This window comes from Streptomyces sp. NPDC002838, from assembly GCF_040295365.1.
Classification (GTDB): Bacteria; Actinomycetota; Actinomycetes; order Streptomycetales; family Streptomycetaceae; genus Streptomyces.
This window is the reverse complement of the sequence record NZ_JBEOVF010000007.1, coordinates 134,050-152,238: the sequence shown is the minus strand read 5'-3', so window position 1 is coordinate 152,238 and position 18,189 is coordinate 134,050. Positions and strand designations below refer to the sequence as shown.

The window sequence follows — 18,189 nt, the reverse complement described above, 5'->3', positions numbered from 1 at the left end:
TCCATGCGAACCGACTCTTCTCCCGGCACCCTGCCGGCGCGGGAGCACCTCCCGGCCGGAGACGCCGGTACGCCTGTCCTGGACGTAGTGATCCCCGTCTACAACGAGGAGAAGGACCTCCAGCCGTGTGTGCTGAGACTGCACGACCACCTCAAGCGCACCTTCCCGTACGCGTTCCGCATCACGATCGCGGACAACGCGTCGACGGACACCACCCCGCTGGTGTCCGCCGGGCTGGAGGCGGAGATCCCGGAGGTCAGGGCCTTCCGCCTCGACCAGAAGGGCCGCGGCCGGGCGCTGCGGACCGTCTGGTCCGCCTCGGACGCCCCGATCCTCGCCTACATGGACGTGGACCTGTCCACCGACCTCAACGCCCTGCTGCCGCTGGTGGCCCCGCTGATCTCGGGCCACTCCGACCTCGCGATCGGCTCCCGGCTCGCCCGTAGCTCCCGCGTCGTCCGCGGGCCCAAGCGGGAGTTCATCAGCCGCGCGTACAACCTCATCCTGCGCGGCTCCCTCCAGGCCCGCTTCTCCGACGCCCAGTGCGGCTTCAAGGCGATCCGCCGGGATGTTGCCCAGGTGCTGCTGCCGCTGGTGGAGGACACCGGCTGGTTCTTCGACACGGAGATGCTGGTGCTCGCCGAGCGCGCGGGCCTTCGTATCCACGAAGTGCCCGTCGACTGGGTCGACGACCCGGACTCGACGGTCCACATCGTGAAGACGGCGACCGAGGACCTCAAGGGCGTGTGGCGCGTGGGCAAGGCCCTGGCCACCGGTTCGCTGCCGCTGGACCGGATCACCCGCCCGTTCGGCGACGATCCGCGCGACCGCGACATCCAGGACGTCCCCAAGGGCCTGGCCCGCCAGCTCGTCGGCTTCTGTGTCGTCGGCGGTCTGTCCACCCTCTTCTACCTGCTGCTCTACACCGTCTTCCGGCAGTTCGGCGGCTCGCAGATCGCCAACGCGCTCGCCCTGCTGGTCTCGGCGGTCGCGAACACCGCCGCCAACCGGCGGCTGACCTTCGGGGTGCGCGGGCGGGGCGGCGCCGTCCGACACCAGGCGCAGGGACTGGTCGTCTTCGGCATCGGCCTCGCCCTGACCAGCGGCTCCCTCGCCGCCCTCAACGCGGCGACCTCCGACCCCGCGCACTCCACCGAACTGGCGGTCCTCATCGCCGCCAACCTGGCCGCGACGGTCCTGCGCTTCCTGCTCTTCCGGGCGTGGGTGTTCCCGGACAAGCGCGAGTCGACCGTCCTCGCCGCGCACACGCCGTCGCCCGCCCCGTCCGCGCCCACCTACACCACGCAGCCGCTCCAGCAGTACCCGCCGCTCCCGCAGCGGCCGACGGCACCCCGATACGCCACGGCGCCGCGATCCCCGTACGACACCACCCCCTTCCGCGCCGTTGAGGCCGCGGACCGCACCACCCGGGGGGACGCGACCCTGCACCCGCAGCCGGTGCGCCCGACCGACACCGACCCGAGGGACTCCCGATGACCACGCACACCGACCCGACGACGACCCCGCAGGATCACTCCGCCTGGGATCCACCAACAGCAGCTTCCCATGCGGCCGTTCAGGAGCCCGTGGCTCCCGAGGCCCCGCCCGCCGCCCCCGAGTCCGGCGAACCCGAGCGGCCCTTCGCACGGAGACTGTGGCGGGGCCGGCCCGAGGACCCCCGCTGGGCGCGCCCCGCGTTCCTCGGCCTGCTCCTCGCGACCGCCGTGCTCTACCTGTACAACCTGAGCGCCTCCGGATACGCCAACTCCTTCTATTCCGCGGCCGTCCAGGCCGGCAGCCAGAGCTGGAAGGCCTTCTTCTTCGGCTCGCTGGACGCGGGCAACGCCATCACCGTCGACAAGCCCCCGGCCTCGCTGTGGCCGATGGAACTGTCGGTCAGGATCTTCGGTCTCAACTCCTGGGCGATCCTCGTCCCCGAGGTCCTGATGGGCGTCGGCACGGTCGCCGTCGTCTACGCGTCCGTGCGCCGCCGGTTCAGTCCCGGTGCCGGTCTGCTGGCGGGCGCGGTGCTCGCGCTCACTCCCGTCGCGGCGCTGATGTTCCGGTTCAACAACCCGGACGCGATGCTGGCGCTGCTGATGGCGGTGGCCTGCTACCTCGTGGTCCGGGCCCTGGAGGACGGCCGTACCAAGTGGCTGGTGTGGGCCGGAGTCGCGATCGGCTTCGCGTTCCTCGCCAAGACCCTGCAGGCCTTCCTGATCCTGCCGGCGCTGGCCTTCGTGTACGCGGTCTGCGCGCCGGTCAACCTGAAGAAGCGCTTCGGGCAGCTGGCCCTCGCCACGGTCGCCCTGGTCGTCTCCGGCGGCTGGTGGGTCGCGATCGTCGAGCTGTGGCCCGCCTCCTCCCGCCCGTACATCGGCGGCTCGCAGAACAACAGCTTCCTCGAACTGACCTTCGGCTACAACGGCCTCGGCCGCCTGAACGGCGAGGAGACCGGCAGCGTCGGCGGCGGTGGGGGCGGCACGGGCCAGTGGGGCGAGACCGGCTGGGACCGGATGTTCAACTCCGAGATCGGCGGCCAGATCTCCTGGCTGCTGCCCGCCGCACTGATTCTGCTGGTGGCGGGCCTGGTGGCGACGCGGAAGCTCAAGCGGACGTCGGTGACCCGCAGTTCGTTCCTGGTGTGGGGCGGCTCGCTGCTGATGACCATGGTCGTCTTCAGCTACATGGCGGGCATCTTCCACCAGTACTACACGGTGGCCCTCGCCCCCTACATGGCAGCTGTGATCGGCATGGGCGGGGCGGCCCTGTGGGAGAAGCGCGCCAAGATGTGGGCGTCGCTGACCCTCGCGGCGGCGGTCGTGGCGAGCGCCGCCTGGGGCTACGTCCTGCTCAACCGCACCCCGGACCACCTGCCCTGGCTGAAGTGGCTGGTCCTGATCGGCGGCCTGGTCGCCGCGCTCGGCCTGATCTTCGTGGCCCGGCTCGGCCGACAGCTCGCGCTCGCCGCGGTGGGCCTGGGCATCGTGGCCTCGCTGGCCGGTCCTACGGCGTACACCCTCAGCACGCTTCAGGAGGGTCACACCGGGTCCATCGTGACGGCCGGACCGGCGGGGGCGAGCATGATGGGCGGCGGCGGCCGGGGTGGCGGTCCCGGCGGGGGCGGCGGCTTCGGCGGCGGGATGCCGGGCGGCGGTCAGAACCAACAGGGCCAGCAGAACGGCAACGGGAACGCGCGGGGCCAGCAGGGCAACGGCAACGGCTTCCCGGGCGGCGGCACCGGCGGATTCCCCGGCGGCGGCCAGAACCAGCCGGGCCAGCAGAACGGCAACGGCAACACCCAGGGCCAGAACCAGCAGGGCGGCATGCCCGGCGGACAGACCCGCGACGGCGGTGGCATGGGCGGCGGTGGCGGCATGGGCGGCCTGCTCAACGGCGCCAGCGTCACCTCCGAGGCCAAGAAGCTGCTGGAGGCCGACGCCGACCAGTACACCTGGGCCGCCGCGGCCATCGGCGCCCAGAACGCCGCGAGCTACCAGCTCGCCACCGGCGAAGCGGTGATGGCGATCGGCGGCTTCAACGGCACGGACCCGTCGCCGACGCCGGCCCAGTTCAAGCAGTACGTGGCGGACGGCAAGATCCACTACTTCGTCTCCGGCGGCACCGGCGGTGGCATGGGCGGCAGCGACAGCGGCACGTCCTCGCAGATCACCTCCTGGGTCGAGGCCAACTTCAAGAAGGTGACGGTCGGTTCGGCGACCTTCTACGACCTCACGCAGGAGGCGAGCGGCTGACGATCGGTCGGAGGCGGGGCGGTGGCTGAGGCCGTCGCCCCGCCTCCGTATCTCCGTTGTACAGCGTATGGGAGTTGCTCTACGGTGTACAGCATGACAACGTCCCCCAAGGAACAGGCCCCCGCGCAGCCCCTGACAGGCGGCCACCCGCAGCGCTGGCTGATCCTCGGCGTCATCTGTCTCGCGCAGCTCACCGTGCTGCTCGACAACACCGTTCTGAACGTGGCGATCCCCTCGCTCACCCGCGAGCTGGACGCGTCCACCTCCGACATCCAGTGGATGATCAACGCCTACTCGCTGGTGCAGTCGGGCCTGCTGCTCACCGCGGGCAGCGCCGCCGACCGCTACGGCCGCAAGAAGCTGCTGCTCGCGGGCCTGGCCCTGTTCGGCATCGGCTCGCTCGTGGCGGGTCTCGCGACCACCAGCGGGCAGCTGATCGCCGCCCGCGCCGGCATGGGCGTCGGCGGTGCGCTCCTGATCACCACCACGCTCGCCGTCGTGGTCCAGATCTTCGACGACAGCGAGCGCGTGAAGGCGATCGGCCTGTGGTCCACGGTCAACTCGCTCGGCTTCGCCGTCGGTCCGCTGCTCGGCGGCGTGATCCTCGACCACTTCTGGTGGGGCGCGATCTTCCTCATCAACACCCCGGTCGCGGCCATCGGCCTGATCGCCGTGTTCGCCCTGGTCCCCGAGTCCAGGAACCCGCAGGGCGACCGCCCCGACCTGCTCGGCGCGCTGCTCTCCACGATCGGCATGACGAGCATCGTCTACGCGATCATCACCGGGCCCGACGACGGCTGGACCTCCGCGCCCGTCCTGACCTCCGCCGCGATCGGCGTCGTCGTGATGGCCGGGTTCGCGGCGTGGGAGCTGCGCATCCCCTACCCGATGCTGGACATGCACTTCTTCCGCAACCAGCGGTTCACGGGCGCCGTCGCGGGCGCGATCCTGGTCGCCTTCGGGATGGCCGGCTCGCTCTTCCTGCTCACCCAGCACCTCCAGTTCGTCCTCGGGTACGGCCCGTTGGAGGCGGGTCTGCGGACGGCGCCGTTCGCGCTCACCATCGTCGCGCTCAACCTCACCGGGGTGAGTGCGCGGCTGCTGCCCAAGCTCGGTACGCCGCTGACCATCGCGGCCGGCATGACGTGCCTGGCGACGGGGCTCGCGGCGATCGCGCTGCTCGGCGGGGACGGCTACGGCGGCATGCTGCTCGGCCTGATCGTCATGGGCGCCGGCGTCGCCGTCGCCATGCCGGCCATGGCCAACGCCGTGATGAGCGCGATTCCGCCGGAGAAGGCGGGGGTGGGCGCGGGCGTCAACGGCACGTTGGCGGAGTTCGGGCAGGGGCTGGGGGTCGCGGTGCTGGGCGCTGTGCTGAACTCGCGGTTCGCGGCGGGGGTTTCTGTGGCGGCTTCTTCGTTGCCGGCGGCGTTGGCTTCGGCGGGGTCGGCGCAGGAGAGGCGGCGTATCACTGATGCGTTCTCCTCCGGGCTGGAGACCAGTCAGTTGGTGGGGGCGGTGGCTGTGCTGCTTGGGGGACTCGTCGCGGCTGCTTTGTTGCGGCGGGCTGAGCGGGGAGAATCCGCCTAGGAGCTCGGGTGGCTGGTTTTGTGGTGCGGCTGCGGGTCTGTTGTGGTTGATCGCGCAGTTCCTCGCGCCCCTAAATGGGCATGACCGGCGTTAGCAAGGCTAGGAAGGTGCGCCATGGTGGAAGCGGCCCGGCGGGCGGCGCGGACCAGTGTCTGGCTGGAGGGCAAGACGCGTCGCGGTGGGCGTGGCGGCGGGCAGCCGTCCGGGCTGGACCGGGACCGGATCACCGAGGTCACCGTACGGCTGCTGGACGCCGAGGGGCTGGCCAAGTTCTCCATGCGCCGGCTGGCCGCCGGGCTGAACGTCACGGCGATGTCCGTCTACTGGTACGTCGACACCAAGGACGACCTCCTCGAACTCGCCCTCGACGCGGTCATGGGCGAGCAGGAGCTGCCCGACCCGGAGGCCGACGAGGACTGGCGCGACCAGCTGCGCAGGCTGGCCCAGGGGTACCGGACCGTGCTGGTCCGCCACCCCTGGGTGTCGCCGCTCGTCGGCACCTACGTCAACATCGGCCCGAACAGCCTCGCCTTCTCGCGCGTCGTGCAGCGCGTCATCCGCAAGACCGGCCTGCCCACGCACGGTCTGGCGGCCGCCATCTCCGCCGTCTTCCAGTTCGTGTACGGCTTCGGCACGATGGAGGGCCACTTCCTCGCCCGCAGCGCGGACTTCGGCATGACCCCGGACGACTACTTCCAGCACGCCATGAGCACGGTGACACAGGCCCCGGAAGCCTCCGAGCTCATCCAGGAGTCAGCGGAGCTCATGGAGGCCCGCGGGGGCGACACGGTCGAGGAGATGTGGGAGCGGGACTTCGATTTCGCCCTGGACCTGCTGGTCGCGGGGATCGAGGCGATGGTGGCCCGCGGCTGACGGACTGTCCCGCCTGTCCTACCCCTCCTCGCCGACCAGCCGCGCCGGGAATCCACCCGTAGCCACCGGCCCCCACCGCTCCGGCGTGACCCGGATGATCGACTTGCCCTGCTTGACCATCGCCTCCCGGTACTCGTCCCAGTCCGGGTGCTCACCGGCGATGTTCCGGTAGTACTCCACCAGCGGCTCGACCGAGTCGGGCATGTCGATGACCTCGGCCGTGCCGTCGATCTGCACCCACGGCCCGTTCCAGTCGTCGCTCAGCACGAGGAGGCTGACCCGGGGATCCCGCTTGGCGTTACGGGTCTTGGCGCGCTCGGGGTAGGTCGAGACGACGATCCGCCCGGAGTCGTCGACGCCGCAGGTCAGCGGCGACCCCTGGGGGCTGCCGTCGGCCCGCCGGGTGAGCAGGATCGCCCGGTGCCGGGGCCGTACGAAGTCCAGCAGCTCGTCCAGGGACACGGAGGTGTTGGTCGCGATGTTCGGTGCCATGGGGTCAGCCTAGAACCCGGCGGTTCGCCTCGCGGCGTCAGTTCGGCCGGAGGCCTGCGCCGCCCCGCCCCGACCCCCTACCGTCGTCCGCATGAGCGCGGAAGACCTCAGCCCCGAGGAACAGTGGCCGCTGCCGCCCGGGTGGATGTGGGACTGCGCCGAGTGCGTCCGCCGCTACGAGGCGATGAAGCATGTGCAGGCCGTCATCGCCGGGTTGACCGCGGAGGACCCCGGCGTCGACTGGGACGTCACGGACAGCATCGTCGGGACGCAGATCAGCCTCAGCCGCCATCTCGCCGAAGCGCACCGGGAGGCGCTGCCCGACTGGGACCCGTCCTGCAAGACCTGCGCCGACCACCAGGACTCCCTGGCCAGGGCGCGAGAGCGGACCCCGGACAGGCTGCGGGGAGTCGTCATGGTGGCCGAGGAGCACCGCGCCCGCCACCTGTTCGCCCCGCCTCGCATCGTCGGCCTCATGTGACCCCGGCCCCACAGGGCTACGCCTGCGGCAGCGACTCCCCCTGCACCGCCTGGATGTCCAGCTCCACCTTCAGCGTCGTACCGATGGCCGCGATGCCCGCCTGGACGACCTGGTTGTAGTCCATCGCGAAGTCCTCGCGCCGCAGCTGGGCGGTCGCGCGGAACGCCGCCCGGGTGCCGCCCCACGGGTCCGCGCCGGTGCCGAGGTAGGCGAGGTCCAGGTCGACCGGTCGTACGACACCGTGCAGGGCCAGCTCGCCATGCACCGTCCAGCGGTCGGAACCGGCCTCCGTCAGGCCCGTCGAGCGGTACGTGATCTCCGGGTACCGCTCGACGTCCAGGAAGTCCGGCGACCTCAGGTGGTCGTCGCGCATCCCGTTCCCCGTGTCGATGGACGCGGCCCGGATGACCGCCTCCACCCGGGACTTGCTCACGTCGTCGGGCGCGATCTCGATCGAGGCCCTGAACTCCGTGAACCGGCCGTGCACGCTGGAGATCCCCAGATGCTGCGCGACGGCGGCCACGCTGGAGTGCGCCGGGTCGACGGTCCACGGCCCCGGCGGCGGCAGCTCGGTGCCGCCCTGCCGGGCCAGCGTCACCGTCCCGACCTCGGCCCGCCCGCTCGCGGTGACGAGCGCGCCGCACGCGGCGGGCGCGTACCCGACGGCGGTGACGATGACGGTGTACGCCCCGGGTTCCAGCGGGTTCGGGTCCCGTACGGCCCCCTCCGCGTCCGCCTCGGCCCGCAGCACCTGCGAGCCGGTCATGTCGGTCACCGTGACGACCGCGTGCGACACGGCCCATCCGTCCCGGGTACGGATCCTCGCGGTCAGTCCCATCTCACGTAACTCCTCAGCCTTGAGGGACCGGCCCGTGGCGGTGGGCGCACCTCCGCTCAGAGCGCGCCGCACCACCACGGGCCGGGGTCCGAATCACTCGCCCGGGTGGGCGAGTTCGATGTCGTGGTCGTCGACTCCGCGGCCGTTCACGGTCAGCGCCGTCGCCACCGGCGGGTAGCCGGTCGCGATGACGGTGTACTCGCCGCCGTCCAGGTCGGTGAAGGCGTACGCCCCGTCCGCCCCGGTCGTGGCCGTTCCGACCACGTTGCCCGCGGCGTCGACCAGCGTCACGCGGGCGTCGGCGAGGGGGCCGTACGGCGCTCGTACGACACCCTGGAGCCGGGCGCCGGAGTCGAGGTCGATCTCGATCCGGGTCACTCCGGTGCCGCTCACCTCGACGGGCAGGGCGCGCGGCCGGAACCCGGCGGCGTTCACCGCGACGGTCAGCGCCCCCGGCACCAGCTCGGCGAAGGAGAACTCGCCCTGCTCACCGGTGGTCCCGGTGGCCAGCAGATCCCCGCGCACATCGGTCACGATCACCATCGCGTCCTTGACGGGCCCGCCCGTCTCCACGGCCCGGACCAGCCCGCTCAGCCCGCTGGTGCCGCTGAGCAGGATGTCGTACGACACCGGCTCACCGTTCACGACGACGGTGGACGCCTGCGGCTGGAACCCGTCGGCGGAGGCGATCAGGACGTACGACCCCGTGCCCGGCGCGTCCACCGCGTAGGAGCCGTCGGCCTGCGCCACCGACCGGCCCAGCTGCCGGCCCGCGAGCGAGATCAGCGTGACGGCGGCCCGCGGCACGGGCGCGCTCTCGGCACCGCGGACGTAGCCGCGTACGGGGATGCCACCGGAGGACTCGCCGGAAGCCGCCACCGTGGCGACGGCCGCGAGCCGCTGCGTGCCGGTGCCCTCGGCGGCGGTCTCGGCGGACGCCACGGGCCGGCTCGGCACCCGCTCCTCGGCGGGAGCCGGGGCCTCGGTGACGGCCTGGGCGGCCTCCGCCGGAGCCGTGTCCCGCGCCTGCGCCTTCTGCTCGGCGGCCTGCGCCAGCGCGCCCTTCGTCCGCAACGGAACCTCCTTGATGAACAGGCAGATGAACAGGGCGACCAGCGCGACCGGGGCGACGTACAGGAACACGTCCGCGATGCCGTGCCCGTAGGCGCTCTCCACCACCGTGCGCAGCGGACCGGGCAGTGCGCTCACGTCCGGGATGCTGTCGGAGGAGCCGCCGGAACCGGACAGCCCGGCCGCGTACTTCGGGTCGAGGGTGGCGACGCCGTCCTTGAGGTGGTCGGTGATCCGGTGGCTGAGCACCGCGCCGAACGCGGAGACGCCGACCGCGCTGCCCAGTGTGCGGAAGAAGGCCACCGTGGAGCTGGCGGCGCCCAGGTCGCCCGGCTCCACCTGGTTCTGGGTGCACAGCACGAGGTTCTGCATCATCATGCCGACGCCGAGGCCCAGCAGCGCCATGAAGATCGCGACGTGCCAGTACTCCGTGTCGTACCGGATGGTGCCCAGCAGCCCGAGCCCCGCGGTGATCAGCAGACCGCCGGCCAGCAGCCAGCCCTTCCACCGCCCGGTCCGGGAGATGAACTGCCCCGAGACGGTCGAGGCGATGGCCAGACCGGCGATCATCGGAATGGTCAGGACGCCGGACATGGTCGGCGACTCGCCCCGGGCCAGCTGGAAGTACTGGCTGAAGAAGATCACGCCCACGTACATCGCGACGCCCACGAAGAGCGAGGCCGCGGAGGCCAGCGAGATGGTGCGGTTGCGGAACAGCCGCAGCGGGATGATCGGTTCGCTCGCCTTGGCCTCGACGAGCACGAAGACCGCGAACAGCACGAGCGACCCGCCGACCATGGCGTACGTCTGTGTGGACAGCCAGTCGTACTTGTCCCCGGCGAAGGTCACCCAGACCAGCAGCAGGCTGACCGCGGCGGTGATGAAGAAGGCACCGGCCCAGTCGACCTTCACGTTCCGCTTGAGCACCGGCAGGTGCAGCGTCTTCTGCAGCACGATCAGGGCGATGACGGCGAAGGGCACACCGACGTAGAAGCACCAGCGCCAGCCGAGCCAGCTGGTGTCGGTGATGACACCGCCGATCAGCGGGCCGCCGACCATCGCGGTGGCGAAGGTGGCGCCCAGGTAGCCGCTGTACCGGCCGCGCTCCCGAGGGGAGATCATCGCGGCCATGATGATCTGGGCGAGCGCCGTCAGACCGCCCATGCCGATGCCCTGGACCGCACGGAAGCCGATGAGCATGCCCGTGTTCTGGGACAGTCCGGCCGCGGCCGAGCCGGCCACGAATATGACGAGCGCCAGCTGAACGAGCAGCTTCTTGGAGAAGAGGTCGGCGAGCTTGCCCCACAGCGGGGTGGACGCCGTCATCGTCAGCAGCGACGCGGTCACGACCCAGGTGTAGGCGTTCTGGCCGCCGCCGAGGTCGTTGATGATGTCGGGCAGGGCGTTGGACACGATCGTCGACGACAGGATCGCGACGAACATGCCGAGCAGCAGCCCGGTGAGGGCTTCCAGGATCTGCCGGTGCGTCATCGGAGCGCCGTCGGAGGATCCCGGGGAGCCTCCCCCGTGCTTGGCGTGTGCCCGCACACCGGTTGGTGTGGTCGTTGCCATGGGCTTCCTTCTCTTACGTGGTGATCGCGGGTGTCGCGGGTGTAGCGGGTGTACGGGTGGACTGTTCGAGTGCGGGTTCGGTGGGCGGCCCGGCCGGCGTGGACCGGCAGTCGTCGAAGCTGGCCCGCAGCCGCGCCATCAGCCGGGTGAGCTCGGTGACCTCGTCATCACTCCAGTCGCTCAGCCGCTCGGCGAGCATCCGCGTGGTCCGCCGGGACAGCTCGTCCATCTGCTCCCGGCCCGCGGGCGTGAGGCGCAGGATGCGCGAGCGCTTGTCCGCCGGGTCGGGGGAGCGCTCGATCCAGCCGCGGTCGACGACGTGGGCGACCTGGCGGCTGGTGACCGACATGTCCACGGCGAGCAGCTCGGCGAGCTTGCTCATGCGCATGTCCCCGTGGCGGGCGAGGATCGTCAGCACGGTGGCGGAACCGCTGGGACAGTCGGACGGCAGAAGGCGCCCCATCTCCCTCTTCACGGCCCCGAAGGCGCTGAACTGACGGATCAGCTCCTCGTACTGCGCCTGCTCGGCCATCACACCTCCCGCATTCGTTGCTTAAGGCAACCGTAGAGGAGCTTGGTTGCTACAGGCAAATAAAAACGGTAAGCGCGCCATAAAAACTTGGCAAAGGCAAGTATTGCGACCGTAAACGCGCAGGTGACCTCAGGTGACCCGGAGCCCCGGCCCCCACTTGGGCCACACCACCGGATTCGCTAGTGTCTCGGGGCATGGCTAACACCCAGGGCCCCCAGGGCAACCATGACCCCGCAGGCAGCACCCAGATGTTCCGCGCGTTCGTCGACGAGGGCCCGCAGGGCCGACAGGGCCGGCAGCAGGCGGCCGCTTCCTCGGGTCCGCGCGTGGGCCTGATCATCGGCGTTGTTGTCGCCGTCGCGATCGTCGCGGCGGTGGCTTGGCTGGCGCTGAAGTAGGGCCTCTCAGGCCGCTACTCCCACTTGACGGACACGTCCCGCGTCTCCACACGCATGCCCAGCGGTACGCGCCAGGCCTCGACGCACACCGTCCAGGTCTTCGTCTTCCGCGCGCCGGCCTCGATCGGCGCCGGAAGCTTCGCGGTGGACTCGATCGTCGCCCAGTCGACGCCGAGTGCGCCGATGACGTGCGTCTCGAAGGTCACCGTGCCCGAACGCAGCGCCGATCCCCCGGTGTTGTGGAAGGCGACGGTCACGTCCTCGCACCATCGCTTGTCCGTGGGCTTCCGTGCGGGCGCGCTCACGGTCAGGTCGGCGGGGCCCCCGGGTCGTGCCGTGGGTCCGGCGGTGGGCGCCGTCGGCGAAGGTGAGGGCTTCGGCGTCGTACGACCGGACTTGGCGCCCTCGGCCGAAGGACGCGGTGAGCTGCTGAATGAGCCGGACGGGCCGGTTTCCCGAGCGCTCTCCGAAGTGCCGCCCTGAGTGGGCCCACTGGGAGCACGGGGCGCCGCGCTCGCAGTCGGCTCTGCCGGCTCCTCGTCGAGCGGCACCAGCGTGACCGCCCCCGTCGGCGTCACCGCCGTACCGGACGCCCTGGGCGGGCCGCCCGCCGCGCCCGTGGCCACGTAACCGCCGCCACCACCGCCTCCGCACGCCGCCAGCGCTCCGCCCAGGCAGACGACGGCCGCCGACGCGCCGATCAGGGCGCCCCGGCGGCCATGCGTCCATGTCGATCGAAGCATCGCGCCATGGTGGCTGACGCTCCGTCAAATAGGAAGCCTTACGCCGTGCTTCCGTCAGTCGGAGATGAGGCCCTCGCGCAGCTGCGCCAGTGTCCGGGTCAGCAGCCGGGAGACGTGCATCTGGGAGATGCCGACCTCCTCGCCGATCTGCGACTGGGTCATGTTGGCGAAGAAGCGCAGCATGATGATCCGCCGCTCGCGGGGCGGGAGCTTGGCGAGCAGGGGCTTGAGGGACTCGCGGTACTCGACGCCCTCCAGGGCGCTGTCCTCGTACCCGAGACGGTCCGCGAGGGAGCCCTCGCCGCCGTCGTCCTCGGGGGCCGGGGAGTCGAGGGACGAGGCCGTGTACGCGTTGCCGACCGCGAGGCCGTCGACGACGTCCTCCTCGGAGACGCCGAGCACGGCGGCGAGTTCGGTGACCGTAGGCGAGCGGTCCAGCTTCTGGGAGAGCTCGTCGCTGGCCTTGGTGAGGGCGAGCCGCAGCTCCTGCAGGCGGCGCGGGACGCGGACCGACCACGACGTGTCGCGGAAGAACCGCTTGATCTCGCCGACCACCGTCGGCATCGCGAACGTCGGGAACTCGACTCCCCGTTCGCAGTCGAAGCGGTCGATCGCCTTGATCAGGCCGATGGTGCCGACCTGGACGATGTCCTCCATCGGCTCGTTGCGGGAACGGAACCGGGCGGCTGCGTACCGCACCAGCGGGAGGTTGAGCTCGATGAGAGTGTCCCGGACGTACGCACGCTCGGGGCTGTTCTCGTCGAGTGCGGCGAGCCGCAGGAACAGGGAGCGGGACAGGGTGCGGGTGTCGATTGCTTCCGAGGCCGGAAGGGCCGGGGCCGGCGCGGCCTCCAGGGCCGGAACGTCGTCAAGCGCGGCGTCTGGCGCAGCCTCGCTCTTCGTGAGCGTGAGCACCTTCGAGCTGCCCTGATCTGCGGACATGCCACCCCCTTTGGGTCGCGAGGACGGTCACGGCGAACGCTCCCACTTCAGGAACGCAGCCTTCACCTGAATACCGGAGCCGAAGCCCCGGCAAACGCGCTTCCCGCAGAATGTCACATGTCGGCAACACGCTGTAGTGACATGTCGACATGCGAGACGCGAATACGCCCTGGAAGAAGGGGGTCTGACGGTATTTCAACGGAGAGATGTCGGGATCTGTACTGGTGAGTGATTCGCTCGCAACGGTGACCTGTCGATCGCGTATTCGGTTACTGCCCGACGGGCATCGTCCTTACGCAGTCCTTACACCCTTACGCGTCGATCCGGTTCGCCGATCGCAGCCGCTGGAAGCTACGCGCGAGTAGCCGCGAGACATGCATCTGGGAGACGCCGAGTTCCGCACTGATTTGCGACTGGGTGAGATTGCTGTAGTAGCGCAGCAGAAGGATTCTCTGTTCCCGCTCCGGCAGTTGCACCAGCAGATGCCGGACGAGATCCCGGTGCTCCACCCCGTCCAGCGCCGGGTCCTCGTAGCCCAGCCGGTCCAGCAGCCCCGGCATCCCGTCACCCTCCTGCGCGGCCTCCAGTGAGGTGGCGTGGTACGACCGCCCGGCCTCGATGCAGGACAGCACCTCCTCCTCGCTGATGCGCAGCCGCTCGGCGATCTCGGCGGTCGTCGGAGAGCGCCCGAAGGCGGTCGTCAGGTCCTCGGTCGCGCTGTTGACCTGCACCCACAGCTCGTGCAGCCGGCGCGGTACGTGGACCGTGCGGACGTTGTCGCGGAAGTACCGCTTGATCTCGCCGACCACCGTCGGCATCGCGAACGTCGGGAACTGCACGCCCCGGTCCGGGTCGAAGCGGTCGATGGCGTTGATCAGGCCGATGGTGCCGACCTGGACGACGTCCTCCATCGGCTCGTTGCGGGAGCGGAAGCGGGCGGCCGCGTAGCGCACGAGCGGGAGATTGGCCTCGATGAGCGCCCCGCGCACCCGATTGTGCTCCGGCGTGCCCGGCTGCATCTCCTTGAGCTGGGCGAAGAGCACCTGGGTCAGGGCGCGGGTGTCGGCGCCGCGGCTGCGCTGGGGCGCGGCGGGCGCGGGGGTTTCCGGGACCGGCTCGGCCGTCGGCTGGGGCGGCGCTTGAGGCGCAGTACTGGCCGGCACGGTCAACTCCACCTCGTGATCCATCAACTCATCCGTCAAAAGCGGTCATAGCATCACAAGACATGTGCACTGTGTGCAAGCACCGCATAACGCCGTGTTGAGGGCAAGTCGGTTCATAAGGTGCAGAAGAGCCCCACGCCCTTCGTGGCGTGGGGCTCCGAAGCTCCGAAGCGAGCGGGCTCAGTACTCGTAGTCAGCGATCACCCACGTGGCGAACTCGCGCCACAGCGCGACGCCCGCCTGGTGCTCCGGGTGCTCGACGTAGCGCCGCAGCGCGGCCGCGTCCTCGAACCCCGAGTTGATGGCGAAGTCGTAGGCGACGGGCCGGTCGCTGATGTTCCAGCCCAGCTCCCAGAAGCGGATCTCGGGGATCTTGCCGTCGAGGGCGCGGAAGGCCTCCTCGCCCTTCACCACGCGGGGGTCGTCACGCCGGACGCCCTCGTTGAGCTTGAAGAGGACCAGGTGGCGGATCATGAATCTCCTCCGTTGGCGACCCACGTCATGAAGTCGCCGATGGACTTCGCGGCGTCCGATATGCCCTCGAACCCTATCTGGACGTAGTCCGCGGCCTTGGCCGGATCCGTGATGATCACGTAGAGAAGGAAGACCACGAGTACATAGACGGCGACCTTCTTCGAGTTCACCGCCATCGCGGCCCCTCCTGTCATAGACGTGCCCTGTCGAGCGCACATGATCGCACGAAGGGCCCCGTCTGACGACGGGGCCCTTCTTCAGCGGTCGCGGAGGGATCTGAACCCTCGGTGACTTGCGCCACACTCGCTTTCGAGATCTGTTCCCCCCTGCGGGGGCGCCGTTCGGGGTCGCTCGCCCCCGCTCATTGTGCCGCCGTCCTGGGCCGGTTGAAGAGGTCGCCGATCAGTCCTCTTCATCTTCGGGTAGGCGATCCCAGACCTCGCCCTCACACCGCAGTTTGAAGCCTTCCTGGGCAGCGACGCTCCTGGCCTGCTTCTTGCTGCGGATTTCGACGTCCCAGTATGTCTTCGGGCCGGTGTACGTGTCGAAGCGGTCGTCCTGCACAGTGCGCCAGACCCGGTAGCCGACGCGCCCATGGCTGTCCGCGACAAGAGCCATGATCTGATCGATGTTGGGATGAACCTCATCCATAACAAGACGATATGTCCCGTTCTTTATCACCGGCAACCGTAACGGTCCGCGATGGCCGCGAGTCGTGGGAGTCTTGTGCGCCCGTTTTGGTGATCCGGGGAAGCGCGAAGGGTCCGGCTCGATGAGCCGGACCCTTCGTCCACCTGCGGTAGCGGAGGGATTTGAACCCTCGGTGACTTGCGCCACACTCGCTTTCGAGGCGAGCTCCTTCGGCCGCTCGGACACGCTACCGAGGGAGACCTTACAGCAAGGCCGGGCGTGGTTTGAAATCGGTATTCAGCGGGACCGACGGCCACACGATCAGTCAGCCGGACCGGAAGAAGTCCGTGAGAAGCCGGGCACACTCCTCCGCGAGCACGCCCTCGATCACCTCGGGGCGGTGGTTGAGCCGTCGGTCGCGGACGACGTCCCAGAGGGAGCCGGCCGCGCCCGCCTTCTCGTCCCGGGCGCCGTAGACCACGCGGTCCACCCGGGACTGCACGAGGGCGCCCGCGCACATCGTGCACGGCTCCAGCGTCACGACCAGCGTGCAGCCGGTCAGCCGCCACTGCCCGACCCGCGCGGCGGCCCGGCGGATCGCCAGGACCTCCGCGTGCGCGGTCGGGTCGCCGGTGGCCTCGCGCTCGTTGTGGCCGGCCGCGAGCACGGTCGTACCGTCCGGGGACAGTACGACGGCGCCGACGGGCACGTCCGCGCCGGCCCGCCCGGCCTCGTCCAGGGCGAGCCGCATCGCGGCCCGCCAGCGGTCACGTACAGGGTCCGGTGTCCGTCCTGCGGCGGGCGAGGTCAGCGGACGGTCTCCAGAACCTCCGAGGCGCCCAGGGACTCGGCGATCTCGGTGAGCGCGTCCGCGGACAGCGACTTCAGTTCCTTCTCGCCGACGCCGAGGTCGTCGAGGATCTCGACGTCGCCGACGGGACCGTGCGGCACGGCCTCGGCGGAGCCGCCGTCCTCGGCGTCGTCGTCGTCCTCGTCCTCACCGTCCTCGGTGCCGTCGAGGTCGAGGGAGTCCAGGTCGGTGGCGTCGTCGTCGCCGGGCTCCCTTCCGAGCAGCTCGTCGGTGAGCAGGATCTCGCCGTAGCTGCTGCGGGCAGCGGCGGCGGCGTCCGACACGTAGATACGAGGGTCCTCCTCGCCGTCGATGCGGACGACGCCGAACCAGGCGTCCTCCTGCTCGATCAGCACGAGCACCGTGTCCTCGTCGGGAGAGGCTTCCCGGGCCAGGTCGGCCAGATCCGACAGGGTTTCCACATCGTCGAGCTCTGTGTCGCTCGCTTCCCACCCGTCTTCGGTGCGCGCGAGCAGTGCGGCGAAGTACACCGTGACTCTCCCACTGGTCATAGGCGTGCCGGTTGGGGGTCCCCCCGGCGGAGGTAGCGGGCGGAGAGAGCTGGGCTCCGAGCCCCACCCACTCGGAATCGTGGCAGAAACAAGGCGCTCAGGGGACGTCTTCGGCTCCCTGTGTGTCCGGCTGCCGCCGATCGCGTGTGCGTCGAGAGTCCGCGGAGGGTCCATGGAGGGCTCACCAGCGCACTCGTCGCCGCCAACAGCGGATCGTACGCGGCTTTTCCAGACACCCGCGCACGACCACCGGACTAACGCCCGCGCGCCCTGTGATCTTCCCCCGGCCGTAGCTTTGCCGTAGCCCTTTCGGCGTGTCCCCGCCCTCACCCGGGTCTTACCAGCGGAACGTCCGCATGCGCATCGCATGCCTCAGCCGGGCCGTCTTGGCGCGTCGCGGCTGGACCCGGTCCCGCAGTTCGCGGGCCTCGGCGAGATCACGCAGGAACTGGGCCCGGCGCCGCCGGCGCTCGGCGTCGGCCTCCTGCGACGACGAGTCCTGTCGGGTTTCGCGGTCAGGCATAGGCACACCACCCCGGTACGCACCACCCCGGTACGTCCCTCCCACTTTCCCTCTGACGGGCGGTTTGATGCCAGCACAAGGGCTAACGGAGCCCAGCTACTGTTAGGGCCATGCGTCTCCACGTCGTCGACCACCCTCTGGTCGCCCACAAGCTCACCACGCTGCGCGACCAGCGCACCGACTCCGCGACCTTCCGCCGTCTCGCCGACGAGCTGGTCACCCTGCTCGCCTACGAGGCCACGCGCGACGTGCGCACCGAACAGGTCGACATCAAGACGCCGGTCGCCTCGACCACGGGCGTCAAGCTCTCCCACCCGCGCCCGCTGGTCGTGCCGATCCTGCGGGCCGGCCTCGGCATGCTGGACGGCATGATGCGGCTGCTGCCGACCGCCGAGGTGGGCTTCCTGGGCATGATCCGCAACGAGGAGACGCTCCAGGCCTCCACGTACGCCACGCGCCTGCCGGAGGACCTCTCCGGCCGCCAGGTGTACGTCCTGGACCCGATGCTGGCCACCGGCGGCACGCTGGTCGCGGCGATCCGCGAGCTGATCAAGCGGGGCGCGGACGATGTGACCGCGGTGGTGCTCCTCGCCGCCCCGGAGGGTGTGGAGATCATGGAGCGCGAACTCGCGGGCACCCCGGTCACGGTGGTCACGGCCGCGGTCGACGACCACCTCAACGAGCACGGCTACATCGTCCCGGGCCTGGGCGACGCGGGTGACCGGTTGTACGGGGCCGCTGAGTAGGTCG

The 18,189-nt window shown here is 70.3% G+C and carries 20 protein-coding genes and 1 tRNA gene; 7 read left to right on the top strand and 14 right to left on the bottom strand.

The window, feature by feature from the left end:
• Positions 1-3 precede the first annotated feature (3 nt).
• The 4 genes from ABT063_RS12245 (at position 4) to ABT063_RS12230 (ending at position 6,218) form a co-directional block, all read left to right on the top strand.
• A complete protein-coding gene (locus ABT063_RS12245) occupies positions 4-1,497 on the top strand; it encodes a bifunctional glycosyltransferase family 2/GtrA family protein (RefSeq protein WP_351057180.1) in 1,494 nt (497 codons plus the stop codon).
• Positions 1,494-3,755 carry an ArnT family glycosyltransferase gene (locus ABT063_RS12240; RefSeq protein WP_351057179.1) on the top strand — a complete coding sequence of 754 codons (2,262 nt, stop codon included), beginning with the start codon at positions 1,494-1,496 and terminating at the stop codon, positions 3,753-3,755. The genes ABT063_RS12245 and ABT063_RS12240 overlap by 4 nt, the downstream gene beginning before the upstream one ends.
• A gap of 93 nt (positions 3,756-3,848) precedes the next feature.
• On the top strand, positions 3,849-5,345 hold the full coding sequence (locus ABT063_RS12235) for an MFS transporter (RefSeq protein ID WP_351057178.1): 1,497 nt from the start codon (positions 3,849-3,851) through the stop codon (positions 5,343-5,345).
• A gap of 114 nt (positions 5,346-5,459) precedes the next feature.
• On the top strand, positions 5,460-6,218 hold the full coding sequence (locus ABT063_RS12230) for a TetR/AcrR family transcriptional regulator (protein ID WP_351057177.1): 759 nt from the start codon (positions 5,460-5,462) through the stop codon (positions 6,216-6,218).
• Between the two features lie 18 nt (positions 6,219-6,236).
• On the opposite strand, the gene ABT063_RS12225 is transcribed toward ABT063_RS12230, so the two are convergent.
• Positions 6,237-6,710 (bottom strand): PPOX class F420-dependent oxidoreductase, encoded by a 474-nt coding sequence (locus ABT063_RS12225; protein ID WP_351057176.1) that lies wholly within the window; start codon positions 6,708-6,710, stop codon positions 6,237-6,239.
• A gap of 91 nt (positions 6,711-6,801) precedes the next feature.
• Between ABT063_RS12225 and ABT063_RS12220 the strand changes: the two genes are divergently transcribed.
• Positions 6,802-7,191, top strand: a complete 390-nt coding sequence (locus ABT063_RS12220) for a hypothetical protein (protein ID WP_351057175.1) — start codon at positions 6,802-6,804, stop codon at positions 7,189-7,191.
• A 16-nt stretch (positions 7,192-7,207) separates the two neighbouring features.
• Here the strand turns inward: ABT063_RS12220 and ABT063_RS12215 are convergent, their stop codons facing one another.
• The 3 genes from ABT063_RS12215 to ABT063_RS12205 form a co-directional block, all read right to left on the bottom strand.
• Positions 7,208-8,029 (bottom strand): YceI family protein, encoded by an 822-nt coding sequence (locus ABT063_RS12215; protein WP_351057174.1) that lies wholly within the window; start codon positions 8,027-8,029, stop codon positions 7,208-7,210.
• A 93-nt stretch (positions 8,030-8,122) separates the two neighbouring features.
• Positions 8,123-10,591, bottom strand: coding sequence for an MFS transporter (locus ABT063_RS12210; RefSeq protein WP_502990801.1), 2,469 nt, complete (start codon positions 10,589-10,591; stop codon positions 8,123-8,125).
• A 94-nt stretch (positions 10,592-10,685) separates the two neighbouring features.
• The gene (locus ABT063_RS12205) at positions 10,686-11,204 is read right to left on the bottom strand and encodes a MarR family winged helix-turn-helix transcriptional regulator (RefSeq protein WP_351057171.1); all 519 of its coding nucleotides are present in this window, start codon (positions 11,202-11,204) and stop codon (positions 10,686-10,688) included.
• Between the two features lie 194 nt (positions 11,205-11,398).
• On the opposite strand from ABT063_RS12205, the gene ABT063_RS12200 reads away from it, so the two are divergent.
• Positions 11,399-11,602, top strand: coding sequence for a hypothetical protein (locus ABT063_RS12200; RefSeq protein WP_351057170.1), 204 nt, complete (start codon positions 11,399-11,401; stop codon positions 11,600-11,602).
• A gap of 14 nt (positions 11,603-11,616) precedes the next feature.
• Here the strand turns inward: ABT063_RS12200 and ABT063_RS12195 are convergent, their stop codons facing one another.
• The 10 genes from ABT063_RS12195 to ABT063_RS12150 all read right to left on the bottom strand — a co-directional run bounded on the left by ABT063_RS12195 (position 11,617) and on the right by ABT063_RS12150 (position 17,439).
• Positions 11,617-12,345: a hypothetical protein gene (locus ABT063_RS12195; protein WP_351057168.1), complete on the bottom strand. Its 729-nt coding sequence runs from the start codon at positions 12,343-12,345 to the stop codon at positions 11,617-11,619.
• Positions 12,346-12,399: 54 nt separating this feature from the next.
• A complete protein-coding gene (locus ABT063_RS12190) occupies positions 12,400-13,287 on the bottom strand; it encodes an RNA polymerase sigma factor SigF (protein WP_351057167.1) in 888 nt (295 codons plus the stop codon).
• Positions 13,288-13,598: 311 nt separating this feature from the next.
• The gene (locus tag ABT063_RS12185; RefSeq protein ID WP_351057166.1) at positions 13,599-14,474 is read right to left on the bottom strand and encodes an RNA polymerase sigma factor SigF; all 876 of its coding nucleotides are present in this window, start codon (positions 14,472-14,474) and stop codon (positions 13,599-13,601) included.
• 156 nt (positions 14,475-14,630) lie between these two features.
• The gene (locus ABT063_RS12180; RefSeq protein ID WP_351057165.1) at positions 14,631-14,924 is read right to left on the bottom strand and encodes a Dabb family protein; all 294 of its coding nucleotides are present in this window, start codon (positions 14,922-14,924) and stop codon (positions 14,631-14,633) included.
• Positions 14,921-15,100, bottom strand: a complete 180-nt coding sequence (locus tag ABT063_RS12175) for a hypothetical protein (RefSeq protein WP_351057164.1) — start codon at positions 15,098-15,100, stop codon at positions 14,921-14,923. Before ABT063_RS12175 ends, ABT063_RS12180 begins: the two co-directional genes overlap by 4 nt.
• A 226-nt stretch (positions 15,101-15,326) precedes the next feature.
• Positions 15,327-15,575 carry a hypothetical protein gene (locus tag ABT063_RS12170; protein ID WP_351057163.1) on the bottom strand — a complete coding sequence of 83 codons (249 nt, stop codon included), beginning with the start codon at positions 15,573-15,575 and terminating at the stop codon, positions 15,327-15,329.
• Positions 15,576-15,721: 146 nt separating this feature from the next.
• Positions 15,722-15,806, bottom strand: a tRNA-Ser gene (locus tag ABT063_RS12165).
• Between the two features lie 73 nt (positions 15,807-15,879).
• On the bottom strand, positions 15,880-16,305 hold the full coding sequence (gene tadA, locus ABT063_RS12160; RefSeq protein WP_351057162.1) for a tRNA adenosine(34) deaminase TadA: 426 nt from the start codon (positions 16,303-16,305) through the stop codon (positions 15,880-15,882).
• A 56-nt stretch (positions 16,306-16,361) separates the two neighbouring features.
• Positions 16,362-16,895, bottom strand: coding sequence for a tRNA adenosine deaminase-associated protein (locus ABT063_RS12155; RefSeq protein ID WP_351057161.1), 534 nt, complete (start codon positions 16,893-16,895; stop codon positions 16,362-16,364).
• Between the two features lie 358 nt (positions 16,896-17,253).
• Positions 17,254-17,439 carry a hypothetical protein gene (locus ABT063_RS12150; RefSeq protein WP_351057160.1) on the bottom strand — a complete coding sequence of 62 codons (186 nt, stop codon included), beginning with the start codon at positions 17,437-17,439 and terminating at the stop codon, positions 17,254-17,256.
• Positions 17,440-17,549: 110 nt separating this feature from the next.
• Here ABT063_RS12150 and upp point away from each other — a divergent pair, with 110 nt between their 5' ends.
• Entirely contained in the window at positions 17,550-18,185 is a 636-nt protein-coding gene (gene upp / locus ABT063_RS12145; RefSeq protein ID WP_351057159.1) for a uracil phosphoribosyltransferase, read from the top strand.
• Positions 18,186-18,189: the final 4 nt, after the last annotated feature.

Excerpts from the sequence above, each read along its gene's own strand:
- ABT063_RS12225 (WP_351057176.1), bottom strand. The coding sequence starts at position 6,710 with ATGGCACCGAACATCGCGACCAACACCTCCGTGTCCCTGGACGAGCTG.
- ABT063_RS12230 (WP_351057177.1), top strand. The coding sequence starts at position 5,460 with ATGGTGGAAGCGGCCCGGCGGGCGGCGCGGACCAGTGTCTGGCTGGAG.
- ABT063_RS12175 (WP_351057164.1), bottom strand. The coding sequence starts at position 15,100 with ATGGCGGTGAACTCGAAGAAGGTCGCCGTCTATGTACTCGTGGTCTTC.
- ABT063_RS12170 (WP_351057163.1), bottom strand. The coding sequence starts at position 15,575 with ATGGATGAGGTTCATCCCAACATCGATCAGATCATGGCTCTTGTCGCG.
- ABT063_RS12245 (WP_351057180.1), top strand. The coding sequence starts at position 4 with ATGCGAACCGACTCTTCTCCCGGCACCCTGCCGGCGCGGGAGCACCTC.
- ABT063_RS12240 (WP_351057179.1), top strand. The coding sequence starts at position 1,494 with ATGACCACGCACACCGACCCGACGACGACCCCGCAGGATCACTCCGCC.
- ABT063_RS12220 (WP_351057175.1), top strand. The coding sequence starts at position 6,802 with ATGAGCGCGGAAGACCTCAGCCCCGAGGAACAGTGGCCGCTGCCGCCC.
- ABT063_RS12190 (WP_351057167.1), bottom strand. The coding sequence starts at position 13,287 with ATGTCCGCAGATCAGGGCAGCTCGAAGGTGCTCACGCTCACGAAGAGC.
- ABT063_RS12215 (WP_351057174.1), bottom strand. The coding sequence starts at position 8,029 with ATGGGACTGACCGCGAGGATCCGTACCCGGGACGGATGGGCCGTGTCG.
- ABT063_RS12235 (WP_351057178.1), top strand. The coding sequence starts at position 3,849 with ATGACAACGTCCCCCAAGGAACAGGCCCCCGCGCAGCCCCTGACAGGC.
- upp (WP_351057159.1), top strand. The coding sequence starts at position 17,550 with ATGCGTCTCCACGTCGTCGACCACCCTCTGGTCGCCCACAAGCTCACC.
- ABT063_RS12180 (WP_351057165.1), bottom strand. The coding sequence starts at position 14,924 with ATGATCCGCCACCTGGTCCTCTTCAAGCTCAACGAGGGCGTCCGGCGT.
- ABT063_RS12150 (WP_351057160.1), bottom strand. The coding sequence starts at position 17,439 with ATGCCTGACCGCGAAACCCGACAGGACTCGTCGTCGCAGGAGGCCGAC.
- ABT063_RS12205 (WP_351057171.1), bottom strand. The coding sequence starts at position 11,204 with ATGGCCGAGCAGGCGCAGTACGAGGAGCTGATCCGTCAGTTCAGCGCC.
- ABT063_RS12195 (WP_351057168.1), bottom strand. The coding sequence starts at position 12,345 with ATGCTTCGATCGACATGGACGCATGGCCGCCGGGGCGCCCTGATCGGC.
- ABT063_RS12185 (WP_351057166.1), bottom strand. The coding sequence starts at position 14,474 with ATGGATCACGAGGTGGAGTTGACCGTGCCGGCCAGTACTGCGCCTCAA.
- ABT063_RS12210 (WP_502990801.1), bottom strand. The coding sequence starts at position 10,591 with ATGACGCACCGGCAGATCCTGGAAGCCCTCACCGGGCTGCTGCTCGGC.
- tadA (WP_351057162.1), bottom strand. The coding sequence starts at position 16,305 with ATGCGGCTCGCCCTGGACGAGGCCGGGCGGGCCGGCGCGGACGTGCCC.
- ABT063_RS12200 (WP_351057170.1), top strand. The coding sequence starts at position 11,399 with ATGGCTAACACCCAGGGCCCCCAGGGCAACCATGACCCCGCAGGCAGC.